Here is a 16282-nt window from a genome sequence, read left to right on the forward strand (position 1 = left end):
TCTTGGCGGTTATTGGTAGAATAAGATAATATACGGCAGGTCGTGCGCTTGCGAATAAAGTATTATATTGCCGGAGTGAAAGGGAACGTAAGGATGAATTTTTTAGAAGAACGTATTTTAAAAGACGGTATTGTGAAAGAAGGGAATGTCCTGAAGGTGGACAGCTTTCTGAATCATCAGATGGATATAGCTCTGTTTGATGAGATTGGGAAAGAATTCAAGAGGCGTTTTGCAGGAAAAAATATTAATAAGATACTGACTATAGAGGCATCAGGCATCGGTATCGCATGTGTGGCGGCACAGCATTTTCATGTTCCTGTCGTCTTTGCCAAGAAGGCAAAGAGCATAAATCTGGAAGGCGAAATGTATGTGGCAGAGGTGGAATCATTTACACACAAATGTAAAAATCAGGTTATAGTAGCCCAAAAATTTCTGAGTGCAAAAGACCATGTATTGATCATTGACGATTTTCTGGCAAACGGGTGCGCCCTTCAGGGGCTTATCCAGCTGGTGCAGTCAGCGGAAGCTGCTGTAGAGGGGATCGGTATAGTGATAGAGAAGGGATTTCAGTCAGGAGGCAGGATGATAAGGAATCTAGGTTATCAGCTGGAATCTCTGGCTATTGTAGACAGCATGGATGCCGAAAAAGGCACAATAGTATTCAGGGAGCAGGGGAACGAGTAGAATAAGAAGCATATAAGAGGAACCAGTCGGGAATATCTCCTGAACTGGTTCCTCTTTTAAGATTATCAGTAGACTGATTATATTCTCACGGTTAAAAGAGCTTAAATGATGGTTTCACAGGGCAGCACGGTTCCGGCTCACATGGAGGCTTAACAGGGCAGCAAGGTTCCGGCTCACATGGAGGCTTAACAGGGCAGCAAGGCTCCGGCTTGCATGGAGGTTTCGAAGGGCAGCAAGGCTCCGGTTTGCATGGAGGCTTAGGAGGGCAGCAAGGCTCCGGTTTGCATGGAGGCTTCGAAGGGCAGCAAGGTTCCGGCTCACATGGAGGCTTAGGAGTGCAGCATGGCTCCGGTTTACATGGCGGTTTTGGCGGCCAATCATTGTCATGTCCGCATGAGGGTTCAGGCGGGCAGTATCCCCAAGGAGGACAAGGAGGATAAGGCGGTATTGGGGGATAGGGCGGTATCGGCGGGTAAGGCGGTGTTGGTGGGTAAGGTGGTTTTGGTGGGTAGGGAGGCATAGGTGGATAGGGAGGCATAGGCGGGTAAGGGGACGCCGGCGGATAGGAAGGCTGGACTGACGGGCAGCACCAGCCTGGATATGACGGCGGCATGCCTCCTATGGCGGGTATCACAAGAATTCCCTGGGCGTTGCTGAAGCTCTGGCTGATATTAGTATTCTGGTTGACACTGCCTGAAGGCGGGCTGCAGGAGGAGGACCCTTCCGGGATCTTAGAGCAGTCATTACTGCCACAGAAGAGTTCAGGATTCGTCACACAGACACAGATGGATGCAGTGACTACAGCCTCCTGGTCTTTGACAGCAGAACCTATAGGCTGGTAGTTTAATGCAGTGCTGGTGGCCCCCATGGTGATCACACGCGATATAGTGCCCTTGTATGCAGCATTCAGATAAAAGCATATACAGTTTTTATCGGAGCGGACGGCAATATAGAATTCCTGTCCGATGGACGGAGTATTTATGGCATTGCCGCAGAAATCCATGAAGGATGCAGAAAAGTTCTGTTCACAGGAACATACAGGTTCGATAGAAAGTGAAGGTGTTCCGGTAAAGCTGGAGCGGAGCATAAAGGGACCTATGAGTAGTCTGCCGCAGACACAGCGGACCTGATCAGGACAGCCCTGGAAGATAAGGTAAGGCACAGCCGTATCTGATGGAACAGTGCCTTTGTTGCAGCATTCAATAAGTTTGCGGCTGCCGCAGGATAAATTGCCGCTGCAGGCCGTTCCTTCTGAAGAGCTTCCTGAAGAAGTATTTGCAGGGATTGGAGGCTGGGATGCTGTATCGGCATAGCTTCCGGCTTTTTCCAGCAGATTCATAACTGCTGCACGGAGACGGTCGGACTTGGGATGGACCGCGCCTGTAGAACAGTCAAGGAAATAAACTTCGTTGGGTGATATCTGCCCCAGCAGAACCCATATGGCGATCTGGACAACAGCATAAGCGTCATTATTGTCCAGGGCAGGTGTGGCTGAGGGATCAACTCCGGCAAGAGCAAAGGTTTCATCTGCGCTTACTGATGGATAAGCGTTTGCCAGGACCCATGCCAGCATAAGCTTCTGGCGGGCAGTGTCATTTGGGAAAAGAGCCTCAAAAGAGCTGCTTTGGTAGGGGACATCCCCATAAGGCCCGTCTGCGAATTTATCAAGACAGTAAGTAGGGCCGTTATAAAAAGATGAATTCATAGTAAACTGAAAAATATTATTATGATCATCCCTGTTCAGGCGGTATCTGGAAGCAGAGGTAGAGTCAAGGTCGCAGTAATTCTCACGGTTGACATTTCCGGTGGCTGTGCCGGTGAGATCTGTGCCGGAGTAAATGTCAAATGGGCGGGATGATATATATCCGGCCTGATTTCCTGTGATGACAGGAATCTGAGACATGATGTTGTCCTGCGCGGGCGTTTCTGTTATATCAGGCATTATTATTCCTCCTGGAAAATATTGTGAAGCTGTTCGGTAACGGACAGCTGTAACTGTTCAGCATCTTCACAGTTACAGATTGTTCTTCTTTATATGGTATGCCATGATTAAAAATATGTTAGAATAGGAGAAAGACTGCAGTGTACAGAAAACAGCAGAGGAAGGGAAAACAAAATGATAATTACAGTAACAATGAATCCGGCCGCAGATAAAACAGTGGAAATAGAGAGCCTGAAAAGAGGAGGACTCAACAGGATAAGGAAAGCAGAATGGGATGCAGGCGGAAAAGGCATCAATGTATCAAAGACAATAAGTGAACTGGGAATGGAAACGACAGCAACAGGTTTTCTGGGCGGCAATACAGGGAGAGAGATAGAAAAATATCTGAGGGAAAAAGGGATCAGATCAGATTTTGTCGCTGTGGACGGAGAGACGAGGACTAATACAAAGGTTTTCGAAGACAATGGGATGGTCACTGAGCTGAATGAACCGGGGCCGTACATCACAGCTGCCCAGGAGGAGGAGCTGCTTAAAAAGCTGGAGGGATATGCTGGCGAGGGAGTGCTTTTTGTGCTCTCAGGAAGCCTTCCTATGGGGATAAATACGGATATCTATGCAAGGATCATTGAGATGGTACATAAAAAAGGTGCGGAGGTTCTGCTGGATGCCGACGGGGAGGCATTCAGAAAAGCTGTCCAATACAGGCCTGAGATCATTAAACCTAATAAGGAAGAACTGGCCCAGTATGCAGGAGTGCCGGAATTTTCTTCCGCTATAGAGACAGCAAAGGCAGCAGAGGCCCTGACTGATGCAGGAGTTGGTATGGCAGTAGTTTCTATGGGGGCGGAGGGAGCTGTATTTCTGGAAAAGGGAAACAGGATATTCTGCCCGGCGATCCCTGTAAAGGCCTGTTCTACAGTGGGGGCAGGGGATGCTATGGCAGGAGCATTGGCATATGCCTGGGAGAATGGAATGGGCATGGAAGATAAGATACGGCTGTGTATGGCCGTCTCAGCCGGGGCTGTAACTACACAGGGTACAAAGCCGCCGTCGAAGGAACTGGCAGAGGCATTAAAAAGCCGGGCAGTATTCACATTTTTAGGTTAGGATGTATAAAAGATTTGCCGCAACGGCTCTGGTATAACTCCCAGCGAACCATCACGTTATACTAGTTACAGTTTGCCTAAACTATTTCATAATGATATAATGAGCACAATGAGTCAGACGGAGGTCCGCTTACTAAGGAACTCATTATTATAAAAACAGATATTGGAAAGGAAGTAAGTGAATTGTCACAGACTACAAAGAGGGCCCTGGCTGCTTCCCTTAAAAAGCTGCTTCTTGAAAAACCCCTTGATAAAATAACGGTTATAGATATAGTTGAAGACTGTGAGGTCAACCGCCAGACCTTCTATTATCATTTTAAGGATATATTTGACCTGATAGAATGGATGTGTCTTGATGAGGCTTCTAAGGCGCTGAACGGAAAGAAGACATATGAGACATGGCAGCAGGGATTCCTGCAGATATTTAATGCAGTTTTGATGAATAAGCCCTTCATCATGAACGTTTACCATTCTGTCAGCCGTGAACAGGTGGAGATGTATCTGTATGAGGTTACATATGACCTTATGATCGGAGTGGTGGAGGAACAGGCTCAGGGTATGAGCGTGCGTGATGAAGATAAGAAATTTATTGCTGATTTTTATAAATTTGCATTTGTAGGCCTGATGCTTGACTGGATCAGAAAGGGAATGAAACAAGATCCAAAAGAAATAGTGGGACATCTGAGCGTGCTTATACAGGGAGATATTACCAGGGCTCTGAACAAGTACAGGATAGACAGGCCGAGGCAGACAGAACAGGGAAAATAAGACAGTTAGAATGAGTGGAAGCCCCTTCTCATCATGCGGAAAGGGTTTGCTTTTCGGCGCTTAAAATGATAGAATGTATTGCAGGGAATAAAGAGGTGTTGGGGCAGAATACTGGGGCAGTAAACAGTGCCGTGGTAAAAGAAAAATGTGAATAGATGTCAGACATAGTATGGGGTGTCTGGGAGGATACAGATGAAAAAATATATGAGGGTATTTTTTCCGGTATTGTTTCTGTGCCTGTTGATTATAAGCGGCATATCAGTAAAAATGATACATGATATCGGTAATTATGGGACATTGATCAATTATGTGGGAATAGTCAGGGGGGCATCCCAGAGACTTGTGAAGCTGGAGACAAACGGCATAGAAGAAGATGATCTGGCAGAATATGTTGGGGCAATCCTGAAGGAGCTGAGGACAGGTGAAGGGGATTTTGGACTGGCACTGACTCGTTCGGAAGAGTATAATGCAAATCTGGAGCTGCTGGATGCGCAGTGGAATATTGTGCTGGAAAAGATCCGTAAAGTGCGGGAGGGCGAAGTTAAGACGGCCCTGCTGGATGAGAGTGAAAAATTATTTAAAATTGCAAATGATACAGTGTTCTCGCTTGAGAGATATTCTTCATACCGGTCATCACAGCTGGGAATGTTTATTTCAGCAGTGTCAGTCATATGTCTTATACTGCTCATCTATTATATAAAAAGTTTCTTTGATCTGAAGAAAACGAACAGGGAGCTGAAGGATATCGCCAGCAGGGATAAGCTGACAGGAGTCTATAATGGGGCAGAATTTAACAGAGAAGCTTCAAATATCCTGGTCCAGTATCCTGACAGGAAGTTTGCCATCCTGTACATCGACATAGAGAACTTTAAATATATAAATGATGTGTTCGGCTATACGTATGGGGATGAAATGCTCAGGAGTTATGCGGCTTTGATGCTGAAGGACACAAGGGAAGCAGAGGCTGTGGGGAGAAGCATTGCTGACCGTTTTACTGCTCTGCGCTGTTATGAGGATAAAGATGAGCTGCTGCAGAGGCAGAAGGATGTTGATAAAAAGTTTTTTGAAAAGGGAGGCAGACTTCCCGGAAGACATATGGTGACTGTAGCCTGCGGTATTTGCTGCATCGAGGACGTTATAGAACATCTGGATGTTCAGGGGCTGATAGACAGGGCTAATTTTGCCCAGAAAACAGTTAAAAATGATCCTAAACTGCACTATGCATTTTATAACGAGAGCATCAGGCAGAAAATGATTGAAGAAAACAGGATCAGGGACAGAATAGACAGTGCGCTGGAGAAGGGTGAGTTTGTAGTATATCTGCAGCCAAAGGTCTCTCTGGCAAATGGAAAAATTTCCGGCGCGGAAGCGCTGGCGCGATGGAAACTTCCAGACGGAAGGATGCTTCCTCCGGGAGAATTCATCCCTATAATGGAAAAAAACCATGTAATAGGAAAACTGGACAAGTATATATTTGAGAAGATATGTATCTGGTTCCAAAACAGGATAAAGGCAGGCGTGCTGGTAGAGCCTGTTTCAATCAATGTCTCAAAGCTGCAGTTTTATAATCCTGATTTTGTGAAGGAGTACAGAGAGATAAAGGACAAGTATAATGTTCCGGATGGCATGCTGGAAATAGAGTTTACGGAGACAGTAGCCTTTGAAAATCAGAAGTATATGCTGAAAATAGTGTCAGAACTCCATGAGAATGGATTTGGGTGTTCCCTGGATGATTTTGGATCAGGATATTCCTCCCTGGGAATGCTCAAGGATCTTCAGATAGATGTTCTGAAGCTGGATGCCATGTTTTTCAGGAACAGCAGCGGCAACATAGAAAAAGAAAAGCTGATAGTCAGAAGCATAATTAACATGGTCAGAAGATTAAATATCAGGGTCGTGGCTGAAGGAATCGAGACGCAGGAGCAGGTAGAATTCCTTAAGGAAGCAGGATGTGACCTGGTCCAGGGATTTATATATTATAAGCCCATGCCCGTAAAAGAATTTGAAAAGCTTATAGATGTGAGGACAGAAGCAGTCCGGGAGAATATTTACCCGAAGAATTTGAATACTATGGCAGTATCTGTCCTTGCCAAGATTTAGACAGTCCATAAAGAAAGGAAGAATAAAAATGATATTGAAAGATTTAACTGTAGAGGCAGAAGGATATACAGCAAAGCTTCAGGTACATCTGTGGGAAAATTCACAGGAACTGCACACAGACAGCCCCAGGCCTCTGGTGCTGGTGTGCCCGGGAGGAGGGTACAGAATGACCTCCGACAGAGAGGCTGACGCTGTGGCATTTCAGTTTACGGCGATGGGTTATCACACTGCTGTACTCAGGTACAGCGTAGAGCCTGCCAGATATCCCACAGCTCTGCTGCAGGCAGCCGGGGCAGTTAAGCTGTTCAGGGAAAATGCAGAAGAGTGGTGTATCGACTGTGACAAAATACTTGTTGCGGGTTTTTCAGCAGGGGGCCATCTGGCATGTTCTCTGGGTGTTTTTTGGAACAGAGAGATCATCAGCGGATATTATAAGTGTGATTCGTCAATGTTCAGGGTCAATGGAATGATTCTGGGCTATCCGGTCATCACTTCAGGGGAATATGCACATGAAGGCAGTTTTAAATGTCTTCTGGGAGACCGTTATGAAGAGTTAAAGGATGAAATGTCTCTGGAGAAGCAGGTGAGTGAAAATACTCCCCCTGCATTTCTGTGGCATACCCAGGAGGATGACTGTGTTCCTGTAGAAAATTCCATGCTGCTTTTTGCAGCACTGCACAGACAGGGAATTCCTGCTGAATACCATATATTCCAGAAAGGCGGCCATGGCCTGGGACTGGCAAATGAACTTACTATGGGCAATGATGGATATGGTGTTCAGAGAGAATGCCAGAGCTGGGTGTCTCTTGCCCATGAATGGATTGAGAGCAATTTTGTGAGGTAGAGAATAGATCCTGAAATCTTTACTGCTTAGCAGAAGGGAATGAAGATATGACCATTTATGATATTGCCAAAATGGCCGGTGTATCAGCCAGCACGGTGTCACGTGTAATTAACGAGAAGCCGGGCATAAAAGAATCTACGCGTGAGAAGGTAAAGCAGCTGCTGAGAGAATATAATTATACACCTGATGAGAATGCCCGGGGACTTGTTAACAGGAATACAAGGCTTATAGGAATCCTTGTGGTGGATATCCGCAGCGCCCACCATACTGACCTGGCATTCGTGGTGGAAAACTATCTCAGAGAGAGAGGATATTGCGCGATCATCATTAATGCAGGCCCGTCAGAGGATCAGATGGCTGAGGGACTGAAGCTTCTGGAGCAGAGACGTGTGGACGGAGCCCTGCTGGTTGGCTCAATGTTTCAGAATGAGCAGGTGAAGCAGGGGATATTTGAGCATCTGAGAGAGGTGCCGGTAGTGCTGGCGAACGGCTATCTGGATCTTCCAAATGTCTATGGTGTGCTTGTGGATGAATGCGACGGGGTAAAGCGGTGCGTAGAGCTGCTAAGAAAAAAAGGGAAAGAAAAACTGGCTTATATTGGTACAATGGATTCCCCGAGCAGCATGGCCAAGCTGAAGGGGTACCAGGAAAAGATGAAAGAATTTGGGTATGACAGCAGTGATCTGATCATTGAGGAGGCAGATGCGGACAGGGAGAGCGGGTATGAGGCCACGGTCCGGCTGCTCAGGAAACATGGAGAGGTAGAGGGGATCATCTACTCGGAAGATGTGATTGCGGCAGGGGCGGTCAGGGCATTCTGGGACCTGGGATACAAAATACCGGAAGATAAGGCAGTACTAGGAATAGATAACACAATATACGGGGAGCTTACATACCCTAAGCTTACATCTCTTGATAATAAAATGACGGAAATGGCATATGAAGCCGCCAGGATTCTGGTGGAGGCTGTTGAAGGAAAGACAAACACAAAAAGACTGATGCTGTTTTCAGATATTGTAGAAAGAGAGAGTACTTAATATGGATAGCATGGCATCCGCGGCTCGTTCCAGCCGGCGGATGCCATTTTCTTTCAGAGCAGGATGTTAAAAGAAGTATCATCGAATAATAATAATTTGAAAAGAAATCGATTGCAAAATTGCGTGAAAGAAAACCGGGATAAAAATATGGATATTCAGGAGTATTTGTGAAAAACAGACAAAAAATGTTAGTAAACTTTATAAAATAATACAAGATGACATGTATTGAATATTGCAATCGATTGTGATAATATAAAACTACAATCGATTGCAATGAGAGAAAACTGAACAGTCATGGACAGAGAGGAAAGAATAAGATGTTAAGAATCCAGTACGAAGATTTGAGAAAAGAATTTGAAACCATATTGATCAGCCGGGGATTTAATGAGGAAAATGCCGGGAAAGCCTCCACGATCATAGCAAAATCTGCTGCAGACGGAGTATATTCCCACAGCGTCAACAGGTTTCCAAAACTTGTCTCCTATATGGACAAGGGAGTCATTGATCCAAGGGCAGCAGCCGAAAAGGTGGGTGGCTTTGGAAGCTTTGAGAGATATGAAGGCCATTTTGCCCTGGGCTGTCTGAACGCTGTCATCTGCATGGACAGGGCGTGTCAGATGGCAAAAGAGAGCGGGATAGGCGTGGTGGCAATTGGTCATACCAACCACTGGCTGAGGGCAGGAAGCTATGGATGGCAGGCGGCGGATGCAGGATGTGTGGGATTATGCTGGACGAATACAATGCCGAATATGCCCGCCTGGGGAGCAAAGGACAGGAGGATCGGAAATAATCCGTTTGTAATGGCTATTCCCAGAAGTGACGGAAAACATGTGGTAGTGGACTGTGCCATGTCACAGTTTGCCTATGGCAAAATTGAAGAAGCAAGGCTTAAAGGGCAGCAGCTTCCTGTGCCGGGCGGCTTTGACAGGAATGGCAGTATTACTTCTGATCCGCGTGAGATTGAAGAGACGTGGAGGGTACTGCCCATAGGATACTGGAAGGGCAGCGGTCTGTCTGTTGCCTTTGATATGATAGCGGCAGTACTTTCGGGAGCAAATGCGGTCAGTGACATAGGGAAAAAATACGAAGAGGAGATAGGGCTGTCTCAGGTATTCATAGCAATAGATCCCGAAAAGTTTAACACAAAGGAAATGACAGATGAGATCATAGACAGGATCACAGCAGACATCCACAGTTCAGAACCGGTAAAAGAGGGCGGCTCTATTTATTATCCCGGAGAAAGGACGATCCTCACCAGGGAGGAGAATATGCGTGACGGGATACCGGTACTGGAAGAGGTATGGGAGAGGATCCGGGCACTTGAAAAACAGGAGCCTGAAAGTATAAAATAGAAGAGGAGAGATCTCATGGAATATATTATAGGTGTTTTATTAGTTCTGTCATTTATCGGGCTTGCCGTATATGCAGTGAAGGGCGGCAATCTGATGATGGGAATGCTGGTTATGGCTGTTATATGGACGGTTCTGCCCCTGATAGGCAATGCCCTTGTAACTAATCCGGAATTTATAGCGGCAAATGCGGGGGTGGTGAAGATATCGGTCATTGACGCACTCACCAATGTGTTTCAGGGCGGGCCTGAGGGCTGGGGCTCGGTACTTGTAAATGTAGTCTTCGGCTCCTTATTTGGCAGGGTACTTCTGGAGACGGGAATAGCATCCACACTGATCCGTAAAACAGTAGAACTGGGCGGTGACCGTCCCACGATCATCTGCATCCTGATTTCTGTGGTGACAACAGCCATATTTTCAAGTATGTACGGAGCAGGAGCCGTGGTAGCCATAGGAGTTATCATCCTGCCTATCCTGATCTCCCTTGGAATTCCCAAGGCGGTGGCAACAGTTTCCTTTATGCTTTCCATCGGAGCAGGCATGTTCATCAATCCTGTGCAGTTCTCTATTGTGTCGGCATTCTTTCAGGATGAGAATGGAAAAGCGCTGTATCATTATGATGATACCTTTATCCGCTGGGGAGCCATTATTCTGGCAGTACAGCTGCTGATTACGGTCCTGATGATTCTTTTTACCATGTGCAAAAAGAAGACAGTGCACGCATGGAGCGTTGACCATCCACAGAAGCATAAAGAAATCTTTGTGCCAGGCCGTGCCCTGGTCAGCCCATTTATTCCGGTACTTCTGCTCATTGTACTGAAGGTTCCAATTATCCTGGGATTTCTGATCGGAAGCTTTTATGCCCTGGCCGCATGCGGAAGGCTTAAAAATTTTAAGACAGCCTGCCGGGTATTGAACAAGACCTTCTACGACGGGGTTGTAGACATTGCGCCGCTTGTTGGCTTCCTGCTGATCGTACCGATGTTTAATAAGGCTTCTTCCCTCTGTGTACCGTATTTTAACGCGCTGCTGGGAGGGATTATCCCGCAGAATACTCTTGTGATCAGTGTGGCATTTGCCTTCTTATCCCCGCTGGGACTTTTCAGAGGGCCGCTGACCATGTTCGGCTGCGGTGCGGCGACACTTGGAATCCTGACGGGGATTGGTTTCCCGGTAAGCTACATATTCCCGCTCATATTCATATCCTCCACAGTCATGAATGTTTCCTGCTGTGTGACACAGTCGTGGATCGTGTGGGGCATCAATTATTCAAAAGTAACAGCAAAAGATTTTCTGAAGCTGAGTGTACCGGCCGGGTGGATCATCTGTATCATAGCACAGGCAGTCACTTATTTCATGTTCGGATAAGAGGAGGAAGAAAAAATGGGCAGACAGGTACGCATGGGTATCGATGTTGGGGGGACTCACACGAAGGCGGTTGCGATCGACAATGCAACACATGAGATCATCGGGAAATCTTCAGTGAAGACGACACATGATGATAAATACGGGGTAGCCACAGGTGTGGTGGCAGCCTTCCAGAATTGTTTAAAGGAAAATAATATAGCGCCGGAAGATGTCATTTTTGTGGCGCACAGTACAACACAGGCCACAAATGCTTTGATAGAGGGAGATGTGGCAAATGTGGGGATAATAGGCTCAGGTGCGGGCGGAATAGAAGGTTTTCTGGCTAAAAAGGAGACTATGCTCAAGGATATTGACCTTGGAAGCGGCCGCAAAATAAAAATACTGGGAAGGTATATCAAACAGAAGGAATTGAGCGACCAGAGTGTGGGACAGGCCGTGAAGGAGCTGAAGGAAGAAGGGGCCCAGGTCATAGCCGCGTCTACTGCCTTTGGGGTAGATGATATTGAAGATGAACAGGGAATCTATGACATAGCTGTAAAGCAGGGAATGGAAACAACTATGGCCTCGGATATCACAAAGCTCTACGGACTGACCAGGAGGACCAGGACAGCAGCCATAAATGCAAGTATTCTTCCTAAAATGCTTAACACGGCAAACTCTACGGAGGAGAGTGTGCGTAAGGCAGGTGTTAAAGTGCCGCTGATGATAATGCGCGGAGACGGCGGTGTAATGGAGATCAATGAGATGAAAAAGAGGCCTGTCCTGACTATGCTCTCCGGTCCTGCGGCCAGCGTAATGGGGTCCCTCATGTATCTGCGGGCATCGAATGGAGTTTATTTTGAGGTAGGAGGCACCACCACAAATATAGGAGTCATTAAAAACGGACGTCCTGCAATTGATTATTCTGTTGTTGGAGGACACAGGACATATATCAGCTCCCTTGATGTGAGGGTTCTGGGAGTAGCCGGCGGCAGCATGGTCAGAGCATCTAAAAGCGGTGTGACGGATGTAGGGCCTCGTTCGGCTCATATAGCAGGTCTGGACTATGCAGTCTTTACAGATGAACAAGAGATCGTGGATCCGCAGGTAGAATTTTTCTCACCCAGGGAAGGGGACCCTTCAGACTATGTTGCCATCAGATGTAAGAACGGCAGAAGGATCACGATCACAAATACGTGTGCGGCCAATGTGCTGGGGCTGATCAAGCCGGAGCACTTTTCATACGGAAATGCGGCTGCCGCAAGGAAGGCCATGCAGCCGCTGGCAGATTACATGCATACTTCAGTTGAGGATGCGGCGAGACAGATTCTCACAAAAGCTTATGAAAAGATCGAGCCCGTCATTACAGAGCTGGCGGAGAAGTATAAGCTTGAGCACGACCAGATCAGCCTGGTAGGTGTGGGCGGCGGGGCGGCTGCGCTGATAGGCTTCTGTTCAGACAAAATGAATTTAAAATACAGTATACCGGAAAATGCGGAGGTCATATCTTCGATTGGCGTGGCTCTGGCTATGGTCCGTGATGTAGTGGAGCGTGTGGTGCCAAACCCGACACAGGAAGATATCAGGAGCATTAAGGCGGAGGCCGTCAATAAAGCTGTGGAGAGCGGTGCATCGCCTGATACGGTGGAGGTGCATATAGAAATAGATGCCCAGACCTCAAAGCTGTCTGCTATTGCGCTGGGTTCTACGGAGGTAAAGACGACAGACCTTCTGAAAGAATGTACAGAAGAGGAGGCCCATCAGCTGGCAGCTGAGGACCTGAGGGCAGAAAAGGGCAGTGTGGACCTGCTGTGCAAGACTCCGTCATTCTATGTGTTTGGAATGAAGAGAGGCGGAAAGACTCCTGTGAGGATACTGGACAAGAAAGGATTTATTAAGGTTCAGAGAAATGAGGCGGCAGCTTCATGTGTAAAGGCAGGGGCCTACAGAAATGAGGTAACCAGGATGTGGGAAGAACTGGCCGTGTATAAAGCAGATGCTATCATGAGGCCTGACTATTACATCTGTGTGGGCGGCAGAGTTATGGACTTCTCAGGAAGTGTGGAACTGGAGCAGATCATGATGCTGATGGAACTTGATATGCAGATGGCAGATCCAAATGAGGATGTCATTATCGTAGGGGCCAAGAACGATATTTAACTGCCAAAGCGTGTCTGAAGCAGGCCCTGAGGGCAGAGTGATCAAACAGGAAAGGACTAAGGCGGCAATGGCTGAACTGTATGCATGGTTTAAAGAACTGATGGCGGTACCGGAACAATTCTGGGGTGAATACGCTTTCTGGAGAGAACCTCTAAAAAATAAGATTAAAGCAGAGCAGAGGGCTGAATTTATCAGGAAGTCTGTAAGCTGCGGCAGGTATGAAGCGGCAGCGGTCATGGAAAGACATGGTGATGCCAGTCCTGCAGCCCTGTGCAGAGTACTCGGACTAAAAACAATTTATGATAACAGCGAAAACGGAGGCTGCCACATAATCTTTGCCTGGTTTACAGAGCCTGATGAGATCACTATTTCTGCAGAAGTTCTCAGGCGGATGGATGCAAGGCTCAGTCTCGGGGGCATCTGCGGCCATTCGCTGGAGGAGATACTTCTGGCCCATGAGATATTCCATTATATTGAATCACAAAAATCTAAAACCATCTATACAAGAACAGAAAAAATAGAACTCTGGAGAAAGCCTTTTACAAACCGCTCAGCAGTGGCGGCCTTAAGTGAGATCGCAGGCATGGCCTTTGCACGTGAATTATTGGCGTTAGATTTTTCTCCTTTTGCCCTGGATATAATTATGTTATATTTATATGATGAAACAGCTGCGGCGGAATTATACGAAAGGGTGATGAAGGCATGGAAAGAAAGTCAGGGCACAAAATAGATGCAGTCATATTTGATATGGACGGCCTGATGTTTGATACAGAGAGAGTGGCTGCCCGGGGCTGGAAGAGGGCGGGAGAACAGCTGGGATTTACAATTTCAGAGAATGAGCTGCGGCAGATGCGGGGCCGGAATGTGATTGCAGGCAGGGCTTTATTCCAGGAATGGTATCAGGGAAGTATCAGCTATGATGAGGCCAGAAATGTCCGCACAGCCTATGTGACAGAATATATTGAGAAAGAAGGGACACCTGTTAAGGAAGGCCTGCCTGAGCTCTTTAAGTTTTTAAAGGAGAAAGGGTACAGAAAAGCGATCGCCACATCTACACAGCGGGAAACAGTCGAGTGGTATTTTTCCCATGCCTCTCTGCCATTTGATTTCGAAGAATCTGTCTGTGGTACAGAGATAAAAAAAGGAAAACCGGCGCCGGATGTCTTTGTGGCAGCTGCGGAGAAACTGGGCCTGCCGCCTGAACGCTGTCTTGTACTGGAAGACAGCTTCAGCGGGGTGCGTGCAGGGGCGGCAGCGGGATGCAGTGTCATAATGGTACCTGACCTGCAGGAGCCGGATGAGGAAATATCGTCCCTCTGCCTGGCAGTCTGCCGGACACTCAGAGAGGTTCCGTCTTATCTCTGAAAACCATTTGTGTAATATGGGATCTGTCTTCTGTAAGATCATAATCACCAGTCAGCTGGCCTTCATAGTGATATTGAAGGCCGGCTGATTCGTTTTTTCCCAGAGCCTCCACAAGCGCATTCTCACCGTATTTATCTGCCAGTTCTGCGAATGTCCTGATCCTGGGTTTATTGAGCATAGGATTATCACAGGGGAATTCATTACACTCCCAGCACCCGTTCAGTTTCCTGTCCTTACAGCATCTGTATGGCCTGCACCATTCCTTATCCCTGCAGCCTTCTTGTCTGCAGCCTGTACATCCGGTGTTTTCGCTGCAGACACAGCAGGCAAGTCCGCAGAATGCTATTCCCTTGTCAGGACAGAAATGTGTGTGAAGTACTCTTTCATAATAACCACTTTCAGGGCGGAAGGTCTTTGAGGGTACAAAGCCGTATTTCTCCAGAACCGCTGTCTTGTCCGGAATATTCGAAGTCTTTATTTTCAGGTCAAAGATCCTGTAATCAGGGATCATAGTCAGGACAACAAGCCTGATAAGCTCCTCAAAGTACATATCCGTCCAGTAAGCGTTGGAAAGATCAATACGCAGAACACCAAAATCTGAAGCGTCAGAAGTACCAGGAGCATCTGAAGCAGAAGTATCTGAAATATCAGAAGAAGCATTAAAACTGCCTCCGAAAATCTCCAGTGTACCTGCAGCCCTTCCGGCCGTTTTAGGGATTATTGAAAAACGGACAAAGGAGCGCCTTTCATATTCCTCAAGCCAGAAATCAATACATTCCTCCATCTGTTCCAGCTCAGTAAAATTAAAATCAGTAGTGCAGCAGTCAGCATTGACTCTCTTAACTGCTTCAGGATCAGAATAACAGCCAAGCAGGTCTTCGGCATCAGATGGCCTGACAAGACGGAGCGTGAAACTGTCAGTTTCAAATTCAGGGCATTTAGTATATGGGTTCATAGATCAGTCCTCCTTTGGCGGATATGCAGAAGCATTTTATATATGGCGCTGTGCCTTACCATATATCCACTTTAACACATAATCTGTGACAACAGTATGTCATAGTTCTCCATACAAACAAAATATTTTTCTGGCGGTACCGGCTACCCGGCGGCGTATGCAAGGAGAGTCCCAAATCACAGACGCTCATTTCCAATTATCTTGATCATTTCTCATTATAAATCACATCATAACATGTCTCCCGCTAATACTAATAAGGTAGTAAAAAAACAGTCTGCACACCGAAATATGTGGACTGTGCTGTGTGTATATTGGGGAAAAGTGTAGATTATTGACATATATGTATAGGATTTTATCATGCGGGAGGGAGGAGGGGGAACGTACAATTAAAGAAATTGCTGTTTAGGGGATTAGAGGCGGAGAGGACGCTTTGCATTGTAGGTAGTGAATCAGTGGGAGGGACAGGCGGGTGGGAGAGTTCGTGGTTCAGTCCAACCGCTGCGTCGTGAAACTCTAAGGCCACGGAGACTGCTTGAAACGCAAAAGGCGGCCGGAAACTCGGTGCATTTGCTGATGCAAACGCCCCTCAGACAGCTCCGGCCTTGAGCGCAAGCGCTCACTTTTG

13 protein-coding genes are annotated in these 16282 nt (G+C 46.9%); 11 read left to right on the forward strand and 2 right to left on the reverse strand.

The window, feature by feature from the left end; translation table 11 throughout:
* Positions 1-93: 93 nt before the first annotated feature.
* Positions 94-684, forward strand: a complete 591-nt coding sequence (locus NSB28_RS18830) for a xanthine phosphoribosyltransferase (RefSeq protein WP_109748144.1) — start codon at positions 94-96, stop codon at positions 682-684.
* Between the two features lie 91 nt (positions 685-775).
* On the opposite strand, the gene NSB28_RS18835 is transcribed toward NSB28_RS18830, so the two are convergent.
* Entirely contained in the window at positions 776-2626 is a 1851-nt protein-coding gene (locus NSB28_RS18835) for a thioester domain-containing protein (RefSeq protein WP_257497861.1), read from the reverse strand.
* A 174-nt stretch (positions 2627-2800) separates the two neighbouring features.
* Here NSB28_RS18835 and pfkB point away from each other — a divergent pair, with 174 nt between their 5' ends.
* The 10 genes from pfkB to NSB28_RS18885 all read left to right on the forward strand — a co-directional run bounded on the left by pfkB (position 2801) and on the right by NSB28_RS18885 (position 14702).
* Positions 2801-3733 carry a 1-phosphofructokinase gene (gene pfkB / locus NSB28_RS18840; RefSeq protein WP_109748145.1) on the forward strand — a complete coding sequence of 311 codons (933 nt, stop codon included), beginning with the start codon at positions 2801-2803 and terminating at the stop codon, positions 3731-3733.
* Between the two features lie 182 nt (positions 3734-3915).
* The gene (locus tag NSB28_RS18845) at positions 3916-4500 is read left to right on the forward strand and encodes a TetR-like C-terminal domain-containing protein (RefSeq protein WP_109748146.1); all 585 of its coding nucleotides are present in this window, start codon (positions 3916-3918) and stop codon (positions 4498-4500) included.
* A gap of 192 nt (positions 4501-4692) precedes the next feature.
* The gene (locus NSB28_RS18850) at positions 4693-6600 is read left to right on the forward strand and encodes a putative bifunctional diguanylate cyclase/phosphodiesterase (protein WP_109748147.1); all 1908 of its coding nucleotides are present in this window, start codon (positions 4693-4695) and stop codon (positions 6598-6600) included.
* Between the two features lie 28 nt (positions 6601-6628).
* A complete protein-coding gene (locus NSB28_RS18855; protein ID WP_109748148.1) occupies positions 6629-7444 on the forward strand; it encodes an alpha/beta hydrolase in 816 nt (271 codons plus the stop codon).
* A 47-nt stretch (positions 7445-7491) separates the two neighbouring features.
* Positions 7492-8481, forward strand: coding sequence for a LacI family DNA-binding transcriptional regulator (locus NSB28_RS18860; RefSeq protein ID WP_109748149.1), 990 nt, complete (start codon positions 7492-7494; stop codon positions 8479-8481).
* A gap of 317 nt (positions 8482-8798) precedes the next feature.
* Positions 8799-9833, forward strand: a complete 1035-nt coding sequence (gene yiaK / locus NSB28_RS18865; RefSeq protein ID WP_109748150.1) for a 3-dehydro-L-gulonate 2-dehydrogenase — start codon at positions 8799-8801, stop codon at positions 9831-9833.
* A 15-nt stretch (positions 9834-9848) separates the two neighbouring features.
* A complete protein-coding gene (locus NSB28_RS18870) occupies positions 9849-11198 on the forward strand; it encodes a citrate transporter (protein WP_109748151.1) in 1350 nt (449 codons plus the stop codon).
* Positions 11199-11213: 15 nt separating this feature from the next.
* Positions 11214-13337 carry a hydantoinase/oxoprolinase family protein gene (locus NSB28_RS18875; RefSeq protein ID WP_109748152.1) on the forward strand — a complete coding sequence of 708 codons (2124 nt, stop codon included), beginning with the start codon at positions 11214-11216 and terminating at the stop codon, positions 13335-13337.
* Positions 13338-13374: 37 nt separating this feature from the next.
* Positions 13375-14067, forward strand: a complete 693-nt coding sequence (locus tag NSB28_RS18880) for a hypothetical protein (RefSeq protein WP_257497860.1) — start codon at positions 13375-13377, stop codon at positions 14065-14067.
* Positions 14040-14702: an HAD family hydrolase gene (locus tag NSB28_RS18885; RefSeq protein WP_109748154.1), complete on the forward strand. Its 663-nt coding sequence runs from the start codon at positions 14040-14042 to the stop codon at positions 14700-14702. The genes NSB28_RS18880 and NSB28_RS18885 overlap by 28 nt, the downstream gene beginning before the upstream one ends.
* Here NSB28_RS18885 and NSB28_RS18890 read toward each other — a convergent pair.
* Positions 14677-15657 (reverse strand): DUF3795 domain-containing protein, encoded by a 981-nt coding sequence (locus NSB28_RS18890; protein ID WP_257497859.1) that lies wholly within the window; start codon positions 15655-15657, stop codon positions 14677-14679. The genes NSB28_RS18885 and NSB28_RS18890 overlap by 26 nt on opposite strands.
* Between the last annotated feature and the right edge of the window lie 625 nt (positions 15658-16282).

Source organism: Murimonas intestini (genome assembly GCF_024622195.1).
Lineage (GTDB): Bacteria > Bacillota > Clostridia > Lachnospirales > Lachnospiraceae > Murimonas > Murimonas intestini.

Bases quoted from the DNA above. Each gene is read 5' to 3' on its own strand.
- NSB28_RS18830 (WP_109748144.1), top strand. From the start codon at position 94: ATGAATTTTTTAGAAGAACGTATTTTAAAAGACGGTATTGTGAAAGAA.
- NSB28_RS18835 (WP_257497861.1), bottom strand. From the start codon at position 2,626: ATGCCTGATATAACAGAAACGCCCGCGCAGGACAACATCATGTCTCAG.
- pfkB (WP_109748145.1), top strand. From the start codon at position 2,801: ATGATAATTACAGTAACAATGAATCCGGCCGCAGATAAAACAGTGGAA.
- NSB28_RS18850 (WP_109748147.1), top strand. From the start codon at position 4,693: ATGAAAAAATATATGAGGGTATTTTTTCCGGTATTGTTTCTGTGCCTG.
- NSB28_RS18855 (WP_109748148.1), top strand. From the start codon at position 6,629: ATGATATTGAAAGATTTAACTGTAGAGGCAGAAGGATATACAGCAAAG.
- NSB28_RS18860 (WP_109748149.1), top strand. From the start codon at position 7,492: ATGACCATTTATGATATTGCCAAAATGGCCGGTGTATCAGCCAGCACG.
- yiaK (WP_109748150.1), top strand. From the start codon at position 8,799: ATGTTAAGAATCCAGTACGAAGATTTGAGAAAAGAATTTGAAACCATA.
- NSB28_RS18870 (WP_109748151.1), top strand. From the start codon at position 9,849: ATGGAATATATTATAGGTGTTTTATTAGTTCTGTCATTTATCGGGCTT.
- NSB28_RS18875 (WP_109748152.1), top strand. From the start codon at position 11,214: ATGGGCAGACAGGTACGCATGGGTATCGATGTTGGGGGGACTCACACG.
- NSB28_RS18885 (WP_109748154.1), top strand. From the start codon at position 14,040: ATGGAAAGAAAGTCAGGGCACAAAATAGATGCAGTCATATTTGATATG.
- NSB28_RS18890 (WP_257497859.1), bottom strand. From the start codon at position 15,657: ATGAACCCATATACTAAATGCCCTGAATTTGAAACTGACAGTTTCACG.